At 48.3% G+C, this 24459-nt stretch carries 23 protein-coding genes; 13 read left to right on the forward strand and 10 right to left on the reverse strand.

Going from position 1 to position 24459, the window contains the following annotated elements:
- Positions 1-232: 232 nt before the first annotated feature.
- From QMD03_02360 to glyQ, 3 genes are read right to left on the reverse strand one after another with little or no spacing between them, the layout of a single operon-like run.
- Entirely contained in the window at positions 233-1096 is an 864-nt protein-coding gene (locus tag QMD03_02360) for a rhomboid family intramembrane serine protease (GenBank protein MDI6776075.1), read from the reverse strand.
- Between the two features lie 11 nt (positions 1097-1107).
- On the reverse strand, positions 1108-3177 hold the full coding sequence (gene glyS / locus QMD03_02365) for a glycine--tRNA ligase subunit beta (GenBank protein ID MDI6776076.1): 2070 nt from the start codon (positions 3175-3177) through the stop codon (positions 1108-1110).
- A gap of 21 nt (positions 3178-3198) precedes the next feature.
- Entirely contained in the window at positions 3199-4089 is an 891-nt protein-coding gene (glyQ, locus tag QMD03_02370) for a glycine--tRNA ligase subunit alpha (GenBank protein ID MDI6776077.1), read from the reverse strand.
- Between the two features lie 391 nt (positions 4090-4480).
- On the opposite strand from glyQ, the gene QMD03_02375 reads away from it, so the two are divergent.
- The 3 genes from QMD03_02375 to QMD03_02385 all read left to right on the forward strand — a co-directional run bounded on the left by QMD03_02375 (position 4481) and on the right by QMD03_02385 (position 7496).
- Complete coding sequence (locus tag QMD03_02375; GenBank protein MDI6776078.1) at positions 4481-5365, forward strand: endonuclease NucS; 885 nt, start codon at positions 4481-4483, stop codon at positions 5363-5365.
- Positions 5366-5514: 149 nt separating this feature from the next.
- Positions 5515-6543 carry a DNA methyltransferase gene (locus QMD03_02380; GenBank protein MDI6776079.1) on the forward strand — a complete coding sequence of 343 codons (1029 nt, stop codon included), beginning with the start codon at positions 5515-5517 and terminating at the stop codon, positions 6541-6543.
- Positions 6540-7496 carry a hypothetical protein gene (locus QMD03_02385; protein ID MDI6776080.1) on the forward strand — a complete coding sequence of 319 codons (957 nt, stop codon included), beginning with the start codon at positions 6540-6542 and terminating at the stop codon, positions 7494-7496. The genes QMD03_02380 and QMD03_02385 overlap by 4 nt, the downstream gene beginning before the upstream one ends.
- A gap of 341 nt (positions 7497-7837) precedes the next feature.
- On the opposite strand, the gene QMD03_02390 is transcribed toward QMD03_02385, so the two are convergent.
- The 3 genes from QMD03_02390 to QMD03_02400 are packed head-to-tail and all read right to left on the reverse strand — an operon-like array spanning position 7838 to position 9583.
- Positions 7838-8764 carry a 3-keto-5-aminohexanoate cleavage protein gene (locus QMD03_02390; GenBank protein ID MDI6776081.1) on the reverse strand — a complete coding sequence of 309 codons (927 nt, stop codon included), beginning with the start codon at positions 8762-8764 and terminating at the stop codon, positions 7838-7840.
- Positions 8765-8796: 32 nt separating this feature from the next.
- A complete protein-coding gene (locus QMD03_02395) occupies positions 8797-8925 on the reverse strand; it encodes a hypothetical protein (protein ID MDI6776082.1) in 129 nt (42 codons plus the stop codon).
- 16 nt (positions 8926-8941) lie between these two features.
- Positions 8942-9583, reverse strand: coding sequence for a cyclase family protein (locus tag QMD03_02400; GenBank protein ID MDI6776083.1), 642 nt, complete (start codon positions 9581-9583; stop codon positions 8942-8944).
- A 479-nt stretch (positions 9584-10062) separates the two neighbouring features.
- Between QMD03_02400 and QMD03_02405 the strand changes: the two genes are divergently transcribed.
- Entirely contained in the window at positions 10063-12261 is a 2199-nt protein-coding gene (locus QMD03_02405; GenBank protein ID MDI6776084.1) for an acetate--CoA ligase family protein, read from the forward strand.
- Between the two features lie 74 nt (positions 12262-12335).
- Here the strand turns inward: QMD03_02405 and QMD03_02410 are convergent, their stop codons facing one another.
- The 4 genes from QMD03_02410 to QMD03_02425 form a co-directional block, all read right to left on the reverse strand.
- On the reverse strand, positions 12336-13034 hold the full coding sequence (locus tag QMD03_02410) for a lysophospholipid acyltransferase family protein (protein ID MDI6776085.1): 699 nt from the start codon (positions 13032-13034) through the stop codon (positions 12336-12338).
- A 44-nt stretch (positions 13035-13078) separates the two neighbouring features.
- Positions 13079-13771, reverse strand: coding sequence for an endonuclease III domain-containing protein (locus tag QMD03_02415; protein MDI6776086.1), 693 nt, complete (start codon positions 13769-13771; stop codon positions 13079-13081).
- Between the two features lie 113 nt (positions 13772-13884).
- A complete protein-coding gene (locus tag QMD03_02420; GenBank protein ID MDI6776087.1) occupies positions 13885-15363 on the reverse strand; it encodes a DegQ family serine endoprotease in 1479 nt (492 codons plus the stop codon).
- A gap of 131 nt (positions 15364-15494) precedes the next feature.
- On the reverse strand, positions 15495-16313 hold the full coding sequence (locus tag QMD03_02425) for a fumarylacetoacetate hydrolase family protein (GenBank protein ID MDI6776088.1): 819 nt from the start codon (positions 16311-16313) through the stop codon (positions 15495-15497).
- A 194-nt stretch (positions 16314-16507) separates the two neighbouring features.
- On the opposite strand from QMD03_02425, the gene QMD03_02430 reads away from it, so the two are divergent.
- The 9 genes from QMD03_02430 to QMD03_02470 all read left to right on the forward strand — a co-directional run bounded on the left by QMD03_02430 (position 16508) and on the right by QMD03_02470 (position 24430).
- A complete protein-coding gene (locus QMD03_02430; protein ID MDI6776089.1) occupies positions 16508-17458 on the forward strand; it encodes an ACP S-malonyltransferase in 951 nt (316 codons plus the stop codon).
- A gap of 71 nt (positions 17459-17529) precedes the next feature.
- Complete coding sequence (locus QMD03_02435; GenBank protein MDI6776090.1) at positions 17530-18729, forward strand: acyl-CoA dehydrogenase family protein; 1200 nt, start codon at positions 17530-17532, stop codon at positions 18727-18729.
- Positions 18730-18732: 3 nt separating this feature from the next.
- Positions 18733-19728 (forward strand): ketoacyl-ACP synthase III, encoded by a 996-nt coding sequence (locus QMD03_02440; GenBank protein MDI6776091.1) that lies wholly within the window; start codon positions 18733-18735, stop codon positions 19726-19728.
- Positions 19729-19738: 10 nt separating this feature from the next.
- Positions 19739-20473: an SDR family oxidoreductase gene (locus QMD03_02445; protein MDI6776092.1), complete on the forward strand. Its 735-nt coding sequence runs from the start codon at positions 19739-19741 to the stop codon at positions 20471-20473.
- Positions 20474-20515: 42 nt separating this feature from the next.
- The gene (locus tag QMD03_02450) at positions 20516-21793 is read left to right on the forward strand and encodes a beta-ketoacyl-[acyl-carrier-protein] synthase family protein (GenBank protein MDI6776093.1); all 1278 of its coding nucleotides are present in this window, start codon (positions 20516-20518) and stop codon (positions 21791-21793) included.
- A 29-nt stretch (positions 21794-21822) separates the two neighbouring features.
- On the forward strand, positions 21823-22080 hold the full coding sequence (locus QMD03_02455) for a phosphopantetheine-binding protein (protein MDI6776094.1): 258 nt from the start codon (positions 21823-21825) through the stop codon (positions 22078-22080).
- Between the two features lie 112 nt (positions 22081-22192).
- The gene (locus tag QMD03_02460; GenBank protein MDI6776095.1) at positions 22193-23020 is read left to right on the forward strand and encodes a lysophospholipid acyltransferase family protein; all 828 of its coding nucleotides are present in this window, start codon (positions 22193-22195) and stop codon (positions 23018-23020) included.
- Complete coding sequence (locus tag QMD03_02465) at positions 22950-23600, forward strand: 4'-phosphopantetheinyl transferase superfamily protein (protein ID MDI6776096.1); 651 nt, start codon at positions 22950-22952, stop codon at positions 23598-23600. Before QMD03_02460 ends, QMD03_02465 begins: the two co-directional genes overlap by 71 nt.
- A 44-nt stretch (positions 23601-23644) precedes the next feature.
- A complete protein-coding gene (locus tag QMD03_02470) occupies positions 23645-24430 on the forward strand; it encodes an ABC transporter permease (GenBank protein MDI6776097.1) in 786 nt (261 codons plus the stop codon).
- Positions 24431-24459 lie beyond the last annotated feature (29 nt).

The following is a 24459-nucleotide window of genomic DNA, read 5'->3' on the forward strand; positions in this document are numbered from 1 at the left end:
GTAAGCGTTCAGCGGTCAGGAAGAAGCTGAATGCTTATAGATAGTAAACATCTGACGGGGTAAGCCTTTGTCTTTACTGAAAGCTGACGGCTGATAGCTGAACGCTTACTCTTTTTTACAATTGCAGGGAATACCCTGATGTAGCCGCAGGCTTTAGCCTGCGCCTTAACACCGATGAATGCGTATTTTGTCAATAATCTTAGGGTAAGTTGGACTATCTGTCAATGCGATTTTAAGATAAAGGGGAGAGGAGAAAATGGTAGTATATTGCGGCAATGATAGCCCAGAGTAAAATGGCGACCGTTAAAAGAATGCACCCTATGGCCAGCATTTGGTGAATGATTGTTTCTCCCTTCTTTTCACGATAGCCCATCAAGAAACCGAGCAGAATACCGGAGACAAGACCTCCCCCATGTGCCCAGTTATTGATTCCCGCAACCAGCAGGCCAAAGATAACAAGTCCTACAACCCACCCCATAGCCTGCCTGTAAATGGCATGTCCGTACAAACCTCCCCTGCTTTTCCCATAATAGAGAATGGCGCCGATGAGGCCGCAGATACTACCGGATGCCCCGATGGTGAAAGGGATCTGAACCAGGCAGGATATAAAGAATCCAACTATGCCGGTGGCTATATAGATGATCACAAAACGATAAAACCCGAATTCACGTAATACAAACGGCCCTAATTGTCCCAGGGCGGCCATGTTAAAAAAGATATGGAGGATGCCACCGTGGAGAAAGGAAGCCGCAACAAGGGTCCACCAGCGATTAAATCCGGCTATGGGTATGGTTCCCGTTGCCCCCAGGAGGAAAAGACTCCTGCTCCCGGGGGATAAAAAAGTCAGCGGATTTGCCGACAGACCAACAGCAGAAGAACTTAAGAGAAGGGAAAGGATGTAGAAGGAGATATTGGTATAAATAATGGCCCTCACAATATCAACTGATCCTCTTTTGCCTGAAGAACCGCTGAAGAAATGGATTATTCTTCGCAAGCCAGGCCTGGATAGGCCACAGTAAGGACAGACAGGTTCATCTGTGCTGATCAGCTTCCGGCAATTCGGACAGAGTATGGGGGGTTTTTTAGTACGGGACATACAAATACCCCTCATGCATCTACGACAATTTTAGAGAAATCGGCGATTCTGTGGAACAGCATGAATATCTCTCTGAGGAGGGAAAGCCGGTTATACCTTGTCTTTTCGTCCTCTGTCATGACCAATACAGAATCAAAAAAATCGTCCACCGGTTTTCTCAGGCATGCCAGTTCAATCAGCGCGGGACGATAATCGTCGCTGTTAGTATAGGTGAGTACCCTTTCCTTTCTTTTCAGGAAGGCATCGTAGAGATTCTTCTCTTCATCCATCTCAAACAGGGCAGGGTCTACGGAACCTTCTTTAAAATCTCCGATAATGTTACCCACCCGCTTGAAGGCAATCACCAGTGGTTCAAAATCTGCGTGAGACTTGAATGTTTTCAGGGCTTCAATTTTTTTTACAGACCTGACTATGTCTGATACACCCGAGGTGAGGACGGCATCAACGACATCGTAGGGGTACCCCTGGGAGAGGAGCCGGTTTTCCAATCTTCCCTTAAAAAACTCCAGGACATCGGCCTTTGTCTCTGAGGGTCTTTTTAGTTTACCGCCGAGAAGCGAGAGGCTTTCACTGACCATCTCTTCCAGCAGGAAGGAGTAACGCTTATGGAGAATAATGTTAATAATACCGAGGGCCTGACGTCGTAAGGCGTATGGGTCCGTATCTCCCGTGGGGATCAGGTTTACACCGAAGAACCCCACGATGGTGTCCATCTTGTCTGCCATGCTGACGATGGCGCCCTCATCCGTTTCCGGCAGGTCGGAACCGGCTGCCACGGGGAGGTAATGCTCATAGATCGCCTTTGCCACCACAGGATTTTCACCGGCAAGCAGGGCATATTCCCGGCCCATGACCCCCTGAAGCTCTGCAAATTCACCGACCATCTGGGTGTCTAAATCGGCCTTGGCAAGGACAGCCACGCGGTCCACCGTTTCCTTAAGGGCAGGATTTATCTGCTCTGCCATATAGGCGGCAAGTTTTCGGAAACGCTGTACCTTGTCATAAGAGGTGCCGAGGAGGGTGTGAAATACAACGTACTGCAAATTCTCGACGCGACGCGCAAGGGAAATCTTCTGGTCTTCATCGAAGAAGAACTTTGCATCGGCCAGCCTGGCACGGATAACCTTTTCGTTTCCCCTGCTAACAACTGTTGGATCGCGGGCCAGGGTATTGTTAATGACGATAAAATGGGGCATCAGTTCACCCTTCTCATCTACAAGAGGGATGTACTTTTGATGGGAGATCATGGAGGTGATGAGAACCTCCTGGGGGAGTTTCAGGTATTCCCGGTCAAAGCTACCGCTGACAACTGTCGGATATTCAACGAGAAAGGTCACTGTCTCGAGAAGTTCGTCGTTAAGGAGGGCCCGCCCGGAAAGAGACCTTGCAATCTTTTCCGCCTCTTCGATGATGGTCCTCTTTCGTTCCTGATGGTTTACAATCACAAAGTTTTCTCTTGTTTTTGTCAGGTATTCATCCATGTTCCCCACGGCAAAATAAGCGGGGCTCATGAAGCGATGGCCGCAGGTCCTGTTGCCGCTTTCTATATTTCCGATTTTAAACGGCACCGTCCGGCCGCCGTAAAGGGCAAGTATCCAGTGAATCGGCCGGGCAAAGCGAAGTTCCAGATTCAACCAGCGCATCGTTTTTTTAAAGGGGAGGGAGGTGATGAATTCCGATAAGATATGGGGCAAGAGGGTTTTTGTCTCCTCACCGGGGATTTCCTTCCGTGAAGAGATGTATTCACCTTTTTCCGTGGTAACCATCTTTAGCTCCGAAATGGTAACTCCCTGATTCTTTGCAAAACCGATGGCGGCCTGCGAGGGGTTTCCCCGGTCATCGAAAGAAACACCCCTGACCGGTCCGAGTTTGACGACAATCTGGTCTTCCTGCTTTTCCGAAATATCGGCAACATAGAGGCAAAGCCTCCGCGGTGTGGCCATGGTGACGACCTTGCCGTGTCGGAGCCGTTGGGAGAGAAGCTCTTTCCGGATCATTTCATCCATATCTCTCATCGCCTTAGGTAAAAAGGCGGCGGGGATTTCTTCCGTTCCTATCTCAAGTATCAAGTCCTTGGCCATCAAAGGTCTCCAGGTTGAAGATCATGATTTTGCGCCCCCTAAGATTTTTTCTCTCAAGGGGTATCCCATTTCCTCCCGCTGCCTGAGATAACCTTCCGCACAAATCCTGGCCAGATTTCTCACCCTCCCGATATAGCTCGTGCGCTCGGCGACACTGATCGCCCCCCGCGCATCGAGAAGGTTAAAGGTATGGGAACACTTGAGGCAATAATCATAGGCGGGCAGGATAAGGCCCTTTTCGGCTGTTCTCAGGGATTCTTTTTCATACATCCCAAAGAGATCCCGCAGCATTTCAATATCCGCTGTTGCAAAATTATAGGTGGAAAATTCCACCTCACTCCGGTGGTGGACATCCCCGTATCTGATATTATCATTCCATTTCAGGTCGAATACATTATCTATTTCCTGGATATACATGGCTATACGCTCAATACCGTATGTCAGTTCAACACACACGGGATTGAGATCGAATCCACCGACCTGCTGGAAGTATGTGAACTGCGTTATCTCCATCCCATCGAGCCATACCTCCCAGCCCAGACCCCAGGCGCCCAGTGTCGGTGATTCCCAGTCGTCTTCCACAAAACGGATGTCGTGATCAAGGGGGTCTATGCCGAAGCTCTTCAGGGAGTCGAGGTAAAGATCCTGAATGTCCGGGGGTGAGGGCTTCATGATCACCTGATACTGGTAGTAGTGCTGCAACCTGTTCGGGTTTTCGCCATACCTGCCGTCTGTGGGTCTCCGGGATGGCTCAACGTAAGCCACATTCCATGGTTCCGGTCCCAGAACCCTGAGGAACGTTGCCGGATTGAAGGTGCCCGCTCCTACCTCAATATCGTAGGGCTGCTGGATGATACATCCCTGGCTGGCCCAGTATTTTTCGAGGGCAAAGATCAATTCCTGAAAGGTCAACTTAAGCCTCCGGTAAAAATTGAATTTTGCATGGAAGAGATAATTTTTAATTTTTCCTAAGTCTTTTTGCTGTTGACATCTGTTCCTGTCCCCTGTTAAAATAATTGCGTTTTATTGATAACAGGAGTGGGGCAAATTTACCAGAAAAATCATTCAATCTAATAAGTGGTTTATCAGGGCATATCGGCCTGATAAACAAGGGTTCCTCGATAGTAGGAGCGCATTTGCATAAATTTCCGCCCATATTCAGGATAACAACTATATGGAGTCCAATAAAATAGTTGACATTAGAACCGTAGACATATGCCGATTGCCCTCGGCACATGTGGGGTAGTTGCCTGGATCATATGTCAACAAATTTTCTGGTTTGTATATATTCATGAGATAGTTTATGCCGTTATTTAAAGTCCTTTCAGATCTGATACTAGAAAAGATTGAACGCCAGGAGTTTGACAATGAAGAAGAACTTCATCGTTTGATCGAGAAGAATCTCATGTATGTGATGGGTATTAGAATAATTGCTACCGAATACCCAATTCCAAATGGGAGAATTGATACTCTGGGCCTTGATGAGGATGAAATTCCAGTTATCATCGAATATAAGTGGAAAAAAGATTTGAGTGCCATTGTCCAAGGTCTATTTTACTTGGATTGGGTGATGCAAAATAAAAGACCCTTCGAGTCTATTGTAAAAGACAAACTGGGAAAAGACGTAAATGTGAACTGGTCAACTCAGCCACGTTTGCTTATCATTGCTCAAGTTTTTGACATCAAGGAATTGGCTGCTATAAACCAGATGGGACCAAGTGTAGAACTTATCAAATATTCCTTGTATGAAGGCTTATTCAATATTGAGAATGTGAATATCATCAAAAGTAAATCTGTTCCCAAAGCAACTTTAGAAGAAACTGAAGTTGAAAAATATACAGTTGAAGCATTAATGAAGAAAGCTAGTCCAGAGATTCGCGAGTTATTCTCGACATTAAGGGACAGGATTCTCGGAATATCAGAGGCTGTATGGGAAAAGGTGGGTGCATTCTATTGTGATTATCGTACCATCTCAACTTTCACTAGCGTTCAAGTTCAAAAACAAAAGTTAAAAATCCTGATTAAGATGGGGAATAAAAAGGCTAATGACCCTCAGAATATATGCAAAGCAGTTCCATCTACTTATGGGTATGGTCTTCTCAATACCCAATTTGAGCTATCGAAAAAGGAAGAATTTGACTACGCCATGATACTGATAATGCAGGCTTATAATTACATTTCAGAGTGAGATTAAATCTGTCTAAAAGCCGCCTAACCTATAAGGATTGATACGACCTGCAAGGTCGTTTTCAATCCATTGTTCAACCACCGGCTCAAGCCGACCGTGAAAAGCACGGCGGGTTAGCTGGCAACACAAAATCACATGGGAGGTAAAAGGTGATCGAGAGGAAACGCCCGAGCCATGAAGCCATGGCGGAGGAGTTAGAAGTTCGGGAACCATCGGGAGAGTACGCCCGCAACAAGGACATTCCGACTTTCTTTGGCCAGCCGTTGGTCAAGGGTTCTTTTACTCAAATCGATGCCGCTCAAATGGCCCCAGATATTCCAACTTTGTTCTACAGACATCCGAACGGGGAAATTTGGATCGGAGACGCTGTTGCCTGGCTTCGCTCTCTGAAAAGTGAGTCGGTTGACCTGATCTTTGCTGACCCACCTTACAACATCAAGAAGGCAGAGTGGGATAGTTTCGAGTCACAAGAAGAGTACGTTAAGTGGTCGTTGCAGTGGATAGAACAAGCAGCACGCGCCTTGAAGCCAACCGGCACGCTCTACGTCTGTGGGTTCTCCGAAATCCTGGCCGATATGAAACTTCCTGCGTCACGCTTCTTTAAAGGATGCAAGTGGCTGGTTTGGCACTACAAGAACAAAGCCAACCTTGGTTCTGATTGGGGACGTTCACATGAAAGCATTCTCCACTTCAGAAAGAGCCAACAGTTCACTTTCAATGTGGACGATGTGCGGCTTCCCTACGGCAATCACACATTGAAATACCCCGAACATCCGCAGGCTGAGACCAGCCAATACGGGAAAGGCCACAGCGGTAAGGACAGGCTTTGGCGGCCACATCCTAAAGGGGCCAAGCCCAGAGATGTGATTGAAATCCCCACGACGTGCAACGGAATGCACGAAAAGACGCCTCATCCTACTCAGAAGCCTGAAGAGCTCTTGAGAAGGATCGTCCTGGCATCATCAAACGAGGACGATTCGGTGATCGACCCGTTCCTCGGGTCGGGAACGACTACTGTCGTGGCTGAGCAACTTGGTCGAAAGTGGAAAGGGTGCGACATCTCCCTTGAATACTGTCAATGGGCTGCCCGAAGAATTGAACTCGTGGAGGATTGGCCGGTTGAGAAATGGATCCAATACGACCTTGAGAACGCCGAACGAAGGAAGTCCATTCGATGACAGAAGTTACATTAGCAGACCTGCAAGCAAGTGTCCAGGATAGATCGGCCTTTGGCACTCTATCCGACTACTTTACCTTATGCGAGGCCTTTCTCAGGCTCGTCCAAAGCACGCAGCCCACGCGCATTGTTTCACCTTCGCACCAGAATTACATTTTCTACCAGTACGATGAAACTTACGCTCACAGAATCACCCGTCCTCTGAACGTTGATCTGTTCATCGAGTCAGCCGGCGATTTCAGGGTAGCGTTTGAGAGGTTCATCGCCTTTCTTGCCGACCTAAGGCAGAACCAGGAAGCAGCCGCTGGCCGAAGGGGCCGCAATAGTTATATTGAGTCGAAAGAAATCAATAAAGTCGTCTATACTGTCCAGCAGGCTGTTGGTGCCGTCGGTGACTCCTTCGATAGCCCCAATCAGTCCAGAAAGCGGGTGGGGCAACTCTTCGAGACGCTGGTCAAACTCATCATCCAAGAAGTGGGTTTGGTGTGTGAACCACGCACTATCAGTATCCCAATCCCTGGATATCCTGGTTATGAAATGTCCTACGAGTTGGATTTGGTATTCTCTCACAATAAGGCAATTGTGGCTTCTGAGACCAAGTTCATACACGTCTCAGAGATCGTCGGCTCAGTGAAGACCACGAGCAAAGACCGGATAGACAAAGTGTTCCTCGATAAGTACCTCTTGACGAAGCTGCTCGGTAGAGACGTACCTGTAGTGGGAATCTTCCTGCATGACGTTCAGCGTGCCCGTAGAGGGAAAAGTATCTTCGGGATTAACTCCACCTTTAAGAGTAACCACTTCTTGGGCTATACGGTCGCGTTGAACAAACTGGATGGCGTCTATTACGTTGACCCCAGGCCAGAAATGGTTACCAATGAACGGCTACGCGAGCAAATATATGACTTTCAGCAATTCCTGGTAAAGGATTTGTGGTCGCTTTCAAGCAGATGAGCGAGATTCTTCGAAGGTTGCCAGCTAACGTCGGCTGTTGAGCGGAAATTCGGAGGCGGGATGAACGTAGTTCATCAAGCCAGAGAATTTTCAGCTCTAACGCCCTTGATAGGCGGAGCGCGAGCGACGCCTCAAGGGCATTAGAGCCCAAAGGGCTCAACAGCCGACGATAAGCTGACCGCTTGCGGTCAGCTTATCAGAATCTTAAACAGATGAATGGTAAGATAAAGGCTGTAACAGAAAACCTCTCTTGACAAACCCTACAATTCTCATGAGTCTTATGCGATCGGGAACAAACCAGCTTCCGGCATCGTGTAGTTCGTAACTTAAGGAAGAGGTTTTTAAAAAGCCGTCTCTGTTTTTCCCTTCAGGCCGAGGATTTTACGTGCATCATCGGGTCCGGCAACATCACGGTTCAACATCTCTGCCAGTTTTACTACCTTTTCCACCAGTTCGGCATTGCTCTTCGCCAATACATTTTTCTTTATATAGATGTTGTCCTCGAGACCAACCCTGACGTGTCCCCCCATGTGGATAGCCATGGTGGAAAGGTTGATCTCTGCAACTCCCACACCGATTACAGACCATGAATAATTGGCCTCCCCGAAGAGGACATCAGCCTTTGTTTTCAGATAGGTCAGATCCTCAGGTGTCCCCCGAATCCCTCCCAGAACACCCATAACAAATTGGATATGAAATGGAGGACTCATCAGGCCTTTCTGTACCAGGTAGTCAAGATTGTAAAGATGCCCTACATCGTAGACCTCCAATTCCGGCTTCGTATCATTCTCCTTTACGATCGAGCAAAGATATTCCAGGTCTTTGAAAGTGTTCTTAAAGACAAAATCCTTGCTCATCTCCAGGTACTCTTGTTCCCATGAGTATTTAAACTCCTTTATGGAAGGGAGTACAGGATGGAGGGCAAAATTTATGGAACCCAAATTGAAGGAGCACATCTCCGGCCTAAAGAGAGGAATGGTGGCTGCCCGTTCTTCAATGGTCATGAGTGCGGAACCGCCTGTGGAGATGCAAACGACCGCATCGCTTTTTTCTTTGATGGGGGTAATGATCTCCCGAAAGTGCTCAGGATCAGAGGAAGGAAGACCGTCGGCAGGCCTCCTGGCATGGATGTGGACAATTGCCGCTCCCGCTTCTGTCGCCTCGATTGCGGAGTCGGCAATCTGCCTTGGTGTTATCGGCAGATAAGGGGTTAGCGAGGGCACGGTAGCCCCGCCGGTAATTGCGGCTGTAATAATCAGTTTTTCCATGATGTATCTCTTTCCTTCATAGTTACCGCGAGTTATTCCTCATCCACGATCGCGATGGGACGAACCCAACCGGCACTGGCCCCTTTTATCTTTATCGGGAAACAGCAAACGGTGAATCCAAAAGGCATGTTGATGGCCGACAGGTTCGCCATCTTTTCCATATGGCAGTAACAGGCCTCAATTCCCGCGAAATGCGCTTCCCAGACGACCTTTGGATCGCCTGTATACTGGAACTCCTTGGCCAAATACGGAAGTGGACGGTCCCAGCTCCAGGCATCTATCCCCACCACCTTTACCCCTTGCTCCACAAGAAAGAGGGTGCTTTCCCTGTCCATCCCCGCCCCCTTCACAAGATACTCCTCTTTCCCCCCAGGCCTCGTCAGCTCCGGTTTGAATAAGCACTATGTCCAGAGGCTTGATGGTGTACTGTATCCGCTCAAGTTCCTGTTTTATGTCCTTTACTCTTATCCTTTCGCCGTCCGCCATGTGGCGGAAATCGAGGACCACCCCATCGTTGAAACACCATTCCAGAGGTATCTCATCAATAGTCAAGGCTCGATTGCCATGATCCATCGTAGGGTGATAATGGTAGGGGGCATCGAGGTGTGTGCCCGAGTGAGTAGTAAGCCATAGCATTTCAAATGCCCATCCGAGACCTCCCGGCAACTGTTCCTTTTTGATCCCCGGGAAAAAATCCTTCATCTGCTCGGCACCCTCCATATGGTCACGGTAGTCTATCTTTGGGATCATCATAGGAGGATCGCTGGGCAGGCCTGATTCAATAGCTATACTGAGATCAATAAAACGCTTACGCGACATGGTCAGTCCCTTCACAAATGTGCCACTTCTTGTACGATCAGAGCCGATTTGTAATTACTCAGGGAGAGCTTTGAAAATTGCCTTCATCAGGGCTTCAAAATCTTTTTTCGACCATGCATCATTTAGTTTCGCTGCCAGGGCAAAACTCAGGCTTCGCCTTCAAACAGTTGCCCTGGCGGGCGCTTCGCTGCGATGGCAGAGCCCCCCTCCCCGAAAAAATCTTTGCTTCGCCCTTCACGAAGCCAATTTTCAGTTTTGCAAAGCTCTCTCAGGAGCCAGAATTCAGGAACCGGAATAAAAAAAAGGAGGGGGAATCGCTCATCTTAGGTTTTCCATTTTCAACGGCTACCTAACACGATGGGAAATCTGTGTCAATATGAAAAGCCGTTGACCCGTTCCAAACCGTAGGGTTGTTGTTTGCATTCAGTTTTAACGTGTGATAAACGTACCAAAATCTTAAACAAATGAGAGGAGTTCCGATGAAAGCAGTTGAACTGATAGAGAGGGCAAAATCGGAGGGAAGGACGGCTCTCAACGAGGCGGAAGCGAAACAGTTGTTGAAATGTTACGGTGTGCCTGTGGTGGAGGAAACTGTTGTAGAAACTCTCGATGATACCGTGGCGCAGGCACGGATCACAGGCTTTCCTGTGGTGCTGAAAGGGCTTGGCTCTCGGCTGACACACAAGACAGAGCGGGGGCTTGTAAGACTTAACCTGAAGGATACAGATGATGTCCGTAGCGCTGCACGGGAGATATTGGATGCTGCTGGTGATGACCTCGAAGGCTTTCTTATCCAGCCCATGCTTTTGGGAAGACGGGAGTTTGTGGCCGGCCTGTTTCGTGACGTCCAATTCGGACCGGTCGTCATGTTCGGTTTAGGTGGTGTCTTTACCGAGGCCCTGGATGACGTTGTTTTCCGCCTGGCTCCCCTCAACGAGGTTCATGCCGCTTATATGCTGGATGAACTTCGTGCTGCTCCTCTCCTTGGTCCCTTTCGTGGTGAGCGGGCAGTTGAACGAGAGCAGATTGTCCAAACACTGTTAGGCTTGTCTCGCCTGGGGCTGGACTATCCAGAAGTGACGGAAGTTGATGTCAATCCCCTGCTGATCAGTCCGGATGGTAAAGTGAGAGCTGTAGATGCACTGGTCATACTTGGTGAAAAAACCGGTACAAAGACCGTTTATCCTCCTGTGGGAGCAAGGGCAATGCGGGATCTGTTTTATCCAAACTCTATCGCTATTGTCGGTGCATCTCCCAGATTTGGCAAGTGGGGACACAGGATTTTTACCAATATTGCAGGAGGGGATTTTAAAGGGGAACTCTATCTTGTTAACGCGAAGGGTGGCAAGATCGCCGGGAGACATGTGTTCAAATCTGTTACTGAGATTCCGGGTCAGGTTGATCTTGCGATCGTCATGATTCCCGCCGACAGGGTACTGGAACTAATTCCGCAGCTTAAGGTAAAAGGTATTAAAAGTATGCTCGTCATTACCTCCGGTTTCAGTGAAACCGGTGAACAGGGCCGACATCTTGAGGAGCAACTTGTCAGGGAGGCCCGTGAGGCGGGTATCTTGGTGCTTGGACCAAACACGATGGGGATCTGTAACCCCCATTACAGCCTGTACGCTACGGGCGCCCATGTGCGTCCGAAGCCCGGCTCAATGGCGCTTGTTACCCAATCCGGTAATCTGGGGGTGCAGCTTTTGGCCTTTGCCGAGAGAGAAGGAATCGGTATACGCGCCTTCTGTGGCTCGGGAAATGAGACAATGGTCACGATAGAAGATTGTATGGACGCTTTTGACGTGGATGATCTGACGAGGACGGTGGTTTTATACATCGAAAGTATCAAAGATGGCCGCCGCTTCTTTGAAACGGCCTGCCGAGTAGGTCTCCAAAAACCTGTTGTGGTGCTCAAAGGAGGACGCACCCGTGCAGGAGAACAGGCTGCTGCCAGCCATACGGGGGCGCTGGCTTCCGACCTCAAGGTCTTTGGGGCCGCTTGCCGTCAAGCGGGGATTGTCCTGGTGGAACAACCAATGGATCTCCTGGATCTGGCTGCCGCTTTTACTTCCTTGCCGTTATTGAAGAGTAAAAGGGTAGCCATTGTGACCATGGGTGGCGGCTGGGGGGTCGTTACCGCCGACTTGTGTGTCGAATATGGATTGGAAGTGCCTGACCTGTCGTCAGAAATCATCTCACAGATCAATCAGATCCTCCCCCCTTACTGGAGTCATTCTAATCCCATTGATCTGGTGGGGGAACGTGATCCCAAGATCCCGATCATGGTCATAGAAGAATTGTTAAAGTGGGATGGTTGTGATGCCCTTATTTACATGGGGATTCTGGGACATGTTTTTTTTGTCAGGTGGCAGGTCAACTCGATGAGGATTGTTGAACAAGACTATGACCTTGCCGCCCTCGAAAATCTCCCCCGGCAGCAGGCTCGAGTGGAACGGAGTTTAATCGAACATGTGGTGAGAATGATGGAAAAGTACGAAAAGCCTGTGGTGGGCGTGAGTATGATTTCCGACGAAACTAGCCGAACGATAACCGACATCGAGGGAAGTCCTTACAAAGGAGTTTCCTTTCTCACACCTGAACGGGCAGTCAAGGCCCTGGCCAAGATGTATACCTATGGATGCTGGCGAAACGGTGAAGGTGTTCTCCACGGGGAATGAGGCGTGATGAAGAGTCACTACATAGGCTATGGGCAAGAGGTGATAGGCTATGGGCGATGGGCGCGATTCAAGGGTCAGGAGGGTACAGGAGTGTCCTGCAACAGGCCTTCGGCCCATCCCCAACAGCGATCATCTGCGTCCTGGTTTTCCCTCATCTGCTCTTCCACCTGGAGCCGGATAGTTTCAAAGCTCTCCGCATCCAGGTGTTCCGGTATGTAAAGGGGTCTGTCCCAGCGGATGAGAACCTGGCTGAAAGGTTTGGGGATCAGGAAACGATCCCAGCTCTTCAGGATCCAGGCTCGGTCAACAGATGCGTAGAGTGGGAAAATCGCTGCCCCGGACAACTGAGCCATCGTAATAAGCCCCTCCTTAACCACTCCCCTCGGCCCCTGGGGACCGTCCACTACATGAGCGGCAAGCTGATGATGTGCTATGTCTGTCACCATGGCGGCAAGGGCCTTCCTACCATTACGGGAACTGGACCCCCTGACAGGCCGAATATTCAGACGGCTCATTATGCTTGCAATCATTTCTCCATCACGGCTCTGGCTGATCATTACGGAAGGTGAAAAAACACCGAGCCTCTTTGCATAGCTCATGAACAGGAAAATACGCTGGTGCCACGCGGCAATGATCGCCCTGCCCCCGCCGTTGAGATGGTCAACGAGCCAATCCTCATCCCGCACACTGATCCTGACCAGCAAGAAGTATAAACGGATGAGGTAATAGAGGAACGGTATAATGCCAAATTTTATGGCCAGGCGTTTGATCATAGGAGCAATCTCCTCTGAATATGCGGTTTAACCGGGGATGTGTTTCACGTGAAACATTTCGGCTTCTCTGTTCCCATATTCGTATAATTAAATTTGTGGAGTGGACACCCTTCACAGCGAGGGGTTTTGGTACAGAAAGTCTTTCCCGTATTGACCAGGAGGGCGTGATACTGCTTGTACAGAGGAACGCTGTGGGGAAGATGTGTCATGAAGAGTTTCTGAATTTCTCCATAGCTTGCACCTTCACAGATGATATCATGCCTCTGCAGAATCCTTCGCGTATATGCATCAACGACAAATATCGGCTTTTCCCCTGCATAGAGGAGAATACTATCCGCCGTCTCTTCTCCAATACCCTTGACGCGCAACAGTTTCTCTCTCAGGTGCCGGAAGTCTTCCAAAAACATCCTCTCAAGGCTTCCATCGTATTCCTCATGCAGATACTGGACAAAAGACTTTAGTCTTCTGGTTTTGATACGGTAATATCCTGAAGGTCTGATGAGTTCTGCCAGAATCTCGTTCTCTGTCTCCAGAATCCTTTCTGGATGGAGAAGTCCTTTTGATTTCAGCTTATCTATGGCGATTTCAACATTGTGCCAGGCCGTGTTCTGGGTTAGTATTGCACCAACAATCACCTCGAAAGGAGACTCACCAGGCCACCAGTGCAGATCACCAAAGTAAATATTTAGTGAATCATAGAGCGAAAATAGGCATTGACCGACAGTACGTGCGTACATACAGATCCAGGCTTCCAGATGATTTCACGGGGCACAATCGCATCAGCCATATTACCTGCCGGAAAGTCCCCTCTATCAGATGGTAGGAAGTTTAATTTGTTGCCTAGGGGACTTTATTTACGGAGGGGTACAAAAAAAGTTGCCTTCCCTCGCTTGAGCAAAAGCAGGATACCATTTTTTGCCTTTCCCTTTGATATTTCCCGGAAATAGTCCTTTAGGGAGTATATTTTCACTTTGTTGACCTGGAGGATGATGTCCATGGGACGGATACCGGCCTCATCCGCGGGACTTCCCTCTTGCACCTCCGCCACAATAACGCCGGTTTTTGGGGAAACATCGAGATGTCGGGCAATTTCCGGTGTGATCTCCTGGACGGTCATCCCGAAGCCTTCACTTTTTTCCCTTACCGCCGCTAATTCTGACTGTTCTTTCCTTTCTGCCACGACAACCTGAAAAGTATTTTCCTTGCCATCGCGCAGGACTTTTACCGAGATATTATCTCCCACATGAGATGAGGCGATAATCATTAATAATTCGTGGGTATCTTTTGTCTTTTTGCCATTTACCTCGATCACAATGTCACCTGTCTTCAGGCCGGCCCTGTCGGCAGGATCCCCCTCGAAGACTTCAGCAATCAGGGCGCCATTTTTAGTTTTCAGTTTAAGGCTCTGGGCAATATCTTCTGTGATCTCCTGGACGGAAACACCAATCCAGCCCCGGGACACCTTTCCTTTTGTCTTCAGGTCGGGCAGAATATCTTTAGCCATGTTGACCGGGATGGCAAATCCGATGCCCTGTCCCTGGGCAACAATAGCGGTATTGATTCCTATCACCTTGCCTTCCATATTGAATAGCGGCCCACCACTATTTCCTGGATTGATGGAGGCGTCTGTCTGAATAAAGTTGTCGTAGGGACCTGCGCCAATCACACGACCCTTGGCGCTGACTATGCCGGCTGTAACCGTCTGTTCGAGTCCGAATGGATTACCAATGGCAAGAACCCAGTCACCTACACGCAATTTTTCTGAATCACCGATCTCTACTACAGGTAGAGAGTTGTCCGGTTTTATTTTAATCAGGGCGATGTCTGTTTTCGCATCCTTACCGATGATCTTCGCCTCATATTCTTTTCCATCGGAGAGTTTTACCAGTATTTTCTCAGCTCGTTCCACCACGTGATTGTTTGTAAAGATGTAACCATCATGGCTGATAATAAAACCGGAGCCGAGGCTTTTCTGCTTGAATTCCCTCCGTGGTACATCGCCGAAAAATCTCTCGAAAAAATCGTCTCCCCCAAAATAGCGATCAAAGGGAGAACCTCCACCAAAGGGGGACCTGAATGCACCACCTGCCCGAATTGTCTTGGTAGTGCTGATGTTTACAACTGCAGGTTTTAATCTCTCAGCAAGTTCAGCAAACGAGACAGGGGCAGGCAGGCTTCCCCCCGTTGAAGAAACAGCCGAGGCCATCTGTATATCCGGTCCTACAGGGCTAAAAGAGGAACGTAACACCTCTACGAGAGAAACGACGAAAAAGCCGATTAAAAAAGCCAGCAGAAACATGATAAAAGTTTTTCTGTTTTCCTTTTTCATATAATCCTCCATATTTTTATCCTCACCGTGTTAAAATTTCTTGTAACTCATTTTAAACATCAAGGCGTTATTGTCAATACCAAAAACTGTGATCACTCCTGCGAACTCAGATCGTAAAGAGGGTCCTGCCGCTATCCTGTGTCATATTCCTCCATTTTTACAGGGTTGGTCAGTTGGCCTATTTTTTCAATGGCGATGGTTATCATGTCACCCTCCCGGAGAAATATGGGTGGTTCTCTTGTAAAGCCAACACCTTCCGGGGTACCTGTTAAAATCACCGTGCCGGGCAGCAACGTCATAGACCTGCTCAAATCACTGACGATTGCAGGTATATCGAAGACCATGTCGGATGTGTTGGAATCCTGGAGGGTAATACCATTGATGATTGTACGGATACGCAGATTATGAGGGTCTGGAATTTCATCCCTTGTAACTAAGCATGGACCAAGAGGACAAAAGGTATCAAAACTCTTCCCCCTGACCCACTGCTTTTTTTGTTTTTCAATCTGCCAGTCTCGTGCACTGACATCGTTAGCACAGGTATATCCCAGGATATAGTTCATGGCATCAGAGGGGGAGATGTTTTTTGCCTTTTTACCGATAATCACGGCCAGTTCCGCCTCGTAATCAACCTTATCGGGACCTGCCATGGGAAGCAGGATCGGCGCCATGTGTCCTATGACACTGGTCGTAGCCTTCATGAAAATCACAGGGATTGCAGGGTATGAAGTCTTTGTCTCATCGGCGTGTTTTCTGTAGTTGAGGCCGAGCGCTAAAATGTTACAGGGTAAAAGGGGAGACAGGAGATGTTTTATCCTTGCCGACTCTGGTGTGACGTCAAAATCACCAAACAGGCCCCCCCTGATGATTCGGGCCTTTCCCGATAGCTCTGGTTCATAGAGCCCGCATAATACTTGATCATCTTCGGAGAGAAAGCGAATCAATTTCATGATTGTACTCCTGAGCAAATAATAGTCATAAGTCGTAAGTCATAAGTCGTAAGTCATAAGTCATAAGTCATAAGTCATAAGTCATAAGTCATAAGTCATAAGTCGTATTATTATACCTAACATCATATTATTTATGAGACAAGCATTTTCTCTTGATTTTTCGTTGAACTGTGATATTAGAGAACAGCAAAATTATGGAAGAGAAGGGTACAGCGATCGTTTTCCCCGGTCAGGGGTCTCAACGACCCGGCATGGGGAAAGACTTTCACGATAATATTCAAGTCAGCCGGGACACTTACCGGGAGGCTTCCGATGCCCTAAGGTGGGATGTGGCTGCCATGTGCTTTGGAGAAGATGAGCGGCTCAATCTTACTGAATATACCCAACCCTGTATCCTTACAACTGAAATTGCCATGGTTCGTGGCCTGTATGCCCTTTACGGTTTTTCACCGGCTCTTTTCGGGGGTCACAGTCTCGGTGAATTTACCGCCCTGGTCTGTGCTGGTGTCCTTCCGTTGGCGGAAACCTTACGGATTGTCCAGATTCGTGGTCGTTTGATGCAGGAGGCGGTACCTTTAGGTCTCGGAGGTATGTCGGCGGTTATTGCGGAGGATTTAGATGTAGATATTATCCGTCGTACCTTGGTGGAGCTCCCGCTTGATGTGGCGAATGTCAATTCCGCCAATCAGGTAGTGATCAGTGGTAAACTAAAAGCCATGCCCGAGGCGGAGGCAAGGCTACGGAAGACACTGGGCGGGGATCGGCCGTTTCGCTTCGTTCCCCTCAATGTGAGCGCCCCCTTTCACAGCCGTTTTATGAAACCGATTGAGGGGCCCTTTGAGGAGGCGTTCCGGACTTATGGAAGGGGTTTAAATCCCGAAAAGGCAGGGAAGGTAACCTCCAATTATAAGGGGGGATTTCATTCTGCCCATCACGAGGAAATCCTAAGAAGCATGGTGTCTCAATTAAGTAACACCGTCCAATGGAAGGAAAACATGAAGACACTTGCCCGGCAAGCAGATACGATCTATGAGGTTGGTCCCGGCCGTCCTCTCCGGGAGTTTTTCCGGACAATCAATGTAACCTGTTCATCAGTGACGACCCTTTCCGCAGCAGAGCGATTGTTTGAGGAAAATAGGGAATAAGATATTAAGTCATACGTCTTATGACTTATGACTTATGACTTACGACTTACGACTTAATTTCAGGGGGCCAGATGGATTTCAATCTCACGGATAGCCAACAAATGTATGTCGAACTGGTAAGTAAGTTTGTCAGGAACGAGATAATCCCTTGCGCAATGGTCCTGGAAAGGGATCATGTATTTCCCATGGAGATCATCGCCAAGGCGTGGGAGATCGGGATCATGAACCTCTCCATCCCTGAGTCCGTCAAGGGATATGAGGTGGATGTTATCTCCACCGCAATGATTGTCAAGGAATTGTCTTACGGAGATACAGGTATCGCAACATCAGTAATGTGTAACGATCTGGCAAATGCGGTTGTTGCGCAACATGGTACGGATGAACAAAAAGAGGCTTTTCTGAAACCTTTTGTGGAGAGTCCCCTTCTTGCCTCTTTCTGTCTGACAGAACCGGGGGCCGGTTCCGATAACTCTGCCATGACGACTTTCATCAGGAAAAGGGACGAGGGGACGTACCTCCTCAACGGTGCAAAATGCTTCATTACCAATGCCTCCTATGCCTCACAATTCACCGTTTTGTGCAAAGTCGGGAAGCCTACCGGTAATTTTATGGCCTGTGCGATCGTTCCTTTACCACCAACATCCCGCCATGATGCAACTTCCCCTGTTCTCGAAAGTAAAGAGATCGCTCTTCCCTATGGCGGGAAGATACTCATCGGCAAACCGGAAGATAAATTAGGTCAGCGTCTCTCAAATACTGCCAGTGTGACCTTTGAAGATGTTGTCATCGAGAATGACCAGATAATAGGCGACAGGAGATTGGGGTTCAAGTATATCATAGATGTTCTTGACTACGCCCGGCCAATGGTAGCGGCAATTGGTGCAGGCCTTGCCCGGAGGGCCCTGGACATCACACTGGCATACACAAAAGAACGAAGACAATTTGGACAGAGGATCTGTGACCTGCCCATCGCACGGGATACTTTAGTTAAGATGTGGAAAAAAGTTGAACTGGCAGATCTGGCGCTGATAAGGGCAGCCTGCAAGGTTCAGGAAAATGCCCCGGACAGAGGTATCTACGCCTCTTTTGCCAAGAATGTCGCCGCAGAAGCAGCCCTCTTCTGTGCTAACGAGGGTCTCCATCTCCATGGCGGTTATGGTTTCATCTCAGAATATGAGATCTCAAAACTGGCAAGGGATGTTCATATTATTGATATTTATGAGGGTGTCCGGGAGGTCCAAGATATGATCATCGGAAGGGAGATCGTGTAATTTATGCTCTATCTTCATGGTCTAGGTCATTTTTTCCCAGAAAACATCATTACCAATCAGTTTCTCGAAGAGCTGGATATAGGAACGACCGATGAGTGGATTCTCGAGAGGGTCGGTATCCGCACCCGCCACACGGTTCTTCCTCTGGATTATATAAAGATGACAAAAAACCGCGATATACGGGCGGCGCTTGAAGCCAGCATGTATAATCATGCCCAGATAGGAGCCGCTGCTGCCCGGATGGCCCTTGAGCAGGCTGGAATCAAAAAAGAAGATATCGGGCTTCTCATCTCGGGGAGTTCCGCTCCCGATAATGTCTCCCCTGCAGAGGCATCTGTCATCGCGGCGGAATTGGAAATCGAAGTCCCCGGCTTTGATATGCACTCGGCCTGTTCGACTTTCGGCATGCAGATCAATTTCCTTAATAAGATGAAGCCGGAGGCGTTGCCCCCTTTCACCTTAGTGGTTGTCCCGGAAACCAGCACTCTTTGTATGAATTATTCTGATCGAAGTAGCGCCGTGCTTTTCGGTGATGCGAGCGCCGCTGCTGTCGTATCCACTACCGTCCCTTCACGGATAGCCTGTATTACATCTGATTTTGGTGCGAAACCCTCAGACTGGGACAAGGTGAATGTCCCCCGGCTGGACTACTTCCGGCAGGACGGGAATGCAGTGCAGAAATTTGCCATTCGTAAGACGGCGGAATTGTTACGTCAGTTGTTACCGTCTTTTCCTGTAAAGGCGGAGCGCTTAAAATTTATCGGCCATCAGGCAAATTGGGGTATGCTGCGTACTGTCTGTGAGCTTACGGGTATCGAGGAAGATAATCACTGGTCCAATGTGGTGGATTTCGGCAATACGGCGGCGGCCGGCGCCCCCGGTGTCTTGAGCCAACACTGGCATGAACTCCGCCCCGGGGATTATATCGCCATTATTGTGGTAGGAGCGGGACTTTCCTGGTCTCCTCTAATGCTGAGGGTGGAAGAAGAGACGCAATAGGAGGTGGTTTATGAGCGAGAAACCGGTCGCCATTGTAACCGGCGGTGGCACGGGTATCGGCGCTACATGCTGTCGAGCCCTTGGAAAGGTGGGATTCCGGGTATGCATTCACTACCGGGGCAGTGAGGATGAGGAGGGGGCAAAGGCCGTTCTTTCTGAAGTCAGGGATAGTTTTCTTCTCCAGGCAGACCTGACAGATCTCGATCAGGTGGAAGCGATGGTTTCCCATTTAAAAGGGGCATCAGAGGAGGTTGAAGTTTTAGTCAACAATGCGGGAATTACCATCAATAGCGCAATCAACGGGATGAAAATTGCGGAATTCGACGCGCAACGCGCCATGGTACGGGGCGTCTGGTACCTTACCAAACGAATATTGCGTTTATTCTTGCTCCGGAAGAACAGGGGACGTATCATAAATATATCCAGTGTCGTGGGACACACGGGTAACGCCGGTCAGATCCCCTACACGATGGAAAAGGCAGCCCTCGATGCCTTTACAAAATCCCTGGCCAAGGAGTTGGTCGGGCGCAATATCCTGGTAAATTCAGTTGCTCCGGGGTTTATTGATACGGGCATGACGGAACATCTGCCGAAAGAGGTGCGGGAAAGGGTCCTTGCCGGCATCCCTCTGGGCCGTATGGGACGTCCCGAGGAAGTGGCCGAGGTGGTAGCCTTTCTCGCGACAGGCGCCTCTTACATTACCGGTAGTGTTATCCATGTAAACGGGGGGCTGTACGGTGGCTGAGGATTTGGTTCCGGCTTGTCCGGGTTAGGGAGTTATTTATAGATGAGAAACAGAGTTGTCGTAACAGGCATGGGGGTTGTGGCCCCCAATGCCCATGGTTTAGATAACTTTGAGGCGGCTCTCCGGGAGGGTCGCTCAGGCATTCGATTTTTGCTGGAGCTTGCGGCATTAAATTTCTCCTGTCAGATAGGTGGTATTCCCCAGGATTTTGAGAGTATCCGGCAGAGATATTTTGACGAGGAAAAACTGCTCTCGATGAATGACAATATTGGGTATGCCTCCGTTGCCTCCGTGGATGCCTGGAATGATGCAGGTCTTATCGTACCCGACCCTGAAGGTGAAGTAGTGGATTGGGACACGGGTGTAATCGTCGGCTCCGGCATCGGCGGCATGGATACGATTGCCAAGATACTTGTTCCCATGGTTAACGAGGGTAAGAGCCGCCGTCTGGGAAGCACCGTTGCGGAACAGGTCATGCACAGCGGAACCAGCGCCCGTATTGCCGGCTTACTGGCATTGGGAAACCAGGTAACCTCAAATTCCTCCGCCTGTAGTACAGGAAACGAGGCGATAATAGATGCCACGTGGAGGATCCGTGTAGGGTTGGCCAAACGTATCCTGGCCGGCGGATCTGAAGGGGCGTCTCCCTATATATGGGCCGGTTTTGATGCGATGCGCGTCATCGCCCGCAAGTTTAACGACCGGCCGCAAGAGGCTTCACGACCCATGAGTGCAACGGCAAACGGTTTTGTCCCCAGCGCCGGGGCGGCTATTCTTATGCTTGAAGAATTAGAGTGCGCTTTGCAGCGTGGGGCGCGCATATACGCAGAGGTTATTGGAGGATATGTTAACTGTGGCGGACAGAGGACCGGTGGTTCTATGACAGCTCCCAATCCAGATGGGGTAAGGCGCTGTATCAGAGGCGCTATCGCTGATGCAGGCATTGATGCCCGTCAGATAGACAGTATTAACGGTCACCTGACTGCCACCTTTGCCGATCCCCTCGAGGTGAAGAACTGGTCAGAGGTCCTGGGACGCGGCCCCGGAGACTTTCCCTATATCAATGCCACCAAGTCAGTAATCGGCCATTGCCTGGGAGCAGCCGGGGCTATAGAAAGTGTGGCGGTTGTTTTGCAGCTTTACAAAGGATTCCTTCATCCATCACTTAATTGTGAGGATATCCACCCAGACATCGCTTCTTTCTCGGAGAAGGTACCGCGGACATGTATGGAGTTTCCAGCGTTGCGAATCATTGCCAAGGCGGCTTTCGGTTTTGGTGATGTCAACAGTTGCTTGATTTTTAAGAAATGGGAAGGATAATTTAAAAAAATTTTTACGAGGAGAAAAGTATGGACGAAAAGAAAATCTATGAAGAATTAACAAATATTTTGAGACTTTACGCAAAAAATCCAGAAGAGCTTGAAAAAGCTACGAGAGATACCCATATCTTAAATGATCTCAAGGTAAATTCCGCACGTCTCGTAGATGTTATTATCAAATGCGAGGATGTTTTTGGTATCAGCATAGAAGACGATGAGGCGGATAAAATAAGAACCATAGGAGATGCACTGGAGATTATAAAGGGTAAAGTAGAAGTGACTGCTTAATATCAGGGTATAATTAAGGCGAAAGTTTTTCGATGTCTCCAAAAATGTTATTAAGCAGGTATCATAATTCTTTGAAGGATAGTTTGTTTCCGATAAGTTCGGAGAATGGGTGATGATGACAAGTGTAACCAAAGGGCTTTTACAACTTCAATATATTCTGGGTTGGATGGCAATCTTTATCCTTGGCCCACTATATTTCACTGCCATCAAACTGATGAGATACCGGGTGAGGGGCCTCAAGGAACTCAGGCGGGAATTTTCCCTGCAACTCAAAAAGCATGAAGGTCCATGGATCATCTGTGCCAATCACCTGACGATGGTTGATTCTATGCTCTTAACCTATTCAATTGCATCGTTATGCACCCACCTCAGGCATTATCGAGTGCTTCCGTGGAATTTACCGGAACGGGATAATTTTCAGCGGAGCATCTTCCTGACGGTGTTCTGTTACCTGGCCAAATGTATTCCTATCAATCGCGGCGGCGATCGCAAAGAAATGAAAAAGACACTCGATAAGTGTGCCTACCTCTTGAGGAAGAAGCAGCCTCTGATGATTTTCCCGGAGGGGGGGCGTTCCCGTACCGGCCGTGTGGATGCGGAAAATTTCTCTTACGGCGTGGGCCGTTTTATCAAGGATGTTGATAATTGTAAGGTTATGTGTATTTATCTCCGGGGTGACGGTCAGGAGACCTACGGGACAATTCCTAAGTTTGGTGAACGTTTTACCGCGCTCGTGAGTGTCCTCGAACCACAAAAGACGGAGCATAGTGGTCTCCGCGCGCAACGATACTATGCCGAGGAAATTATAAAACGCTTGGCGCAACTGGAGGAAGATTACTTTGTCTTACGTGGGCAACGATATAGTGGACTTGACCGATGCCGGTGCGAGGGGAAAGAGCCGGAATATACGCTTCGTCAACCGCGTTTTTATTCCAGATGAGCAGAGGCAAATATTTGACTCTTCGCATCCCGATATCGTACTCTGGGCTTTGTGGGCCGGTAAGGAAACTGCGTATAAGATTATAAGAAAATCTATCTCTGGCGCTCCTTTCATACCGTTACTTTATAAAGTAAGCTGCCCAGAAAATTGTAAAAGGGCAGGCAGGTTTCCCCTCGAAAATGACCATATTCCTGGAATTACTGATACACCGTGGGGTAAAGTTACAATAAGAATCTTCATTACCTGCGATTACATACACTGTATCGGAACCATGGATCTTTCAGGAGGAATAGATTCAGTCGTCTGGAAGGTAGACCTTCTTCCTCCAGTCGCGGAAGCTATAGCGGAATATGAAGATGAATCGGCCTTTCTGCGTGAAACTATCAGAAGACATCTCTCGGTATTTCTGAATCGGACTCCAGAAGAAATTGAGATACGGCGTTCCGAAGGCGCCTTAGGCCCCCCCTTCGTATACTTAAAAGATAAGCCTGCCGGGATTGATATCAGTCTAAGTCATGACGGCAAGTTTACCGCTTATGCCTTCATAATTTCCGGTGATAAGCTGTTCTCTATTTCTTAAATTTATCAACTAAGCTTTGTAAACCAGAATTTTACGAAATCATCATGATTGCTGCCATAGAACGTTTAGGCGATGCCTCTCTCAACACAACCAGATCATTACGGGATACCATTTCCTTTGCCATGCGGGTCATTTTAAGGATGTTTGACAGAAAAACTTACAACAGCGCCATGAAGATGGTTCTCATCGATCAGATATATTTTACCTCTGTCCAGATTTTACCTTTATTTATAACTGCTTCGGTTATCTTTGGTTCACTTTTGACCGGCATCGTTTTTAAAGTTATTAAAGATTTGGGTTTGGTAGAATACTTAGGGCGCATCTTGATGGGTTTTGTGGTTACAGAAATGTCCCCCTTTATTACTGTAATGCTGATTGCCCTGCGGTCAAGTTCTGCCATTAATACCGAAGTTGCCGTGATGAAAGTCAATAAGGAATTAAAAACGTTGGAAGTGTTTAATATTGATGTTATCAACTACCTGTTCTTACCAAGGATCATCAATGGTATGATATCACTTATCTTATTGAGCAGCCTTTTTTCCATTGTGGTTTTGACAAGCGGTTTATTATTCTCCAGGATTATACTGGGGATGAGTCTGGACGCTTATACCCGTGTTCTATTAACTTCGGTTGATTTTTCTGATATAATTATTCTCATTTTAAAATGTGCCACCTTTGGCTTTTTTATTACATTACTTCCCATACGATGCGGTATGACTGCTTCCAACGAGTTGACAAGTATCCCCGTTTCGGTCTTAAATGGGATGGTAAAGGTCTTTATCTCTATCGTGATCATTGAGGTGCTGACATTAATCGCAAGGTCTATTTAAGGCTCTTTGAAGACAGAGATATACTCAAC

This window comes from Syntrophales bacterium (genome assembly GCA_030018935.1).
GTDB lineage: Bacteria > Desulfobacterota > Syntrophia > Syntrophales > CG2-30-49-12 > CG2-30-49-12.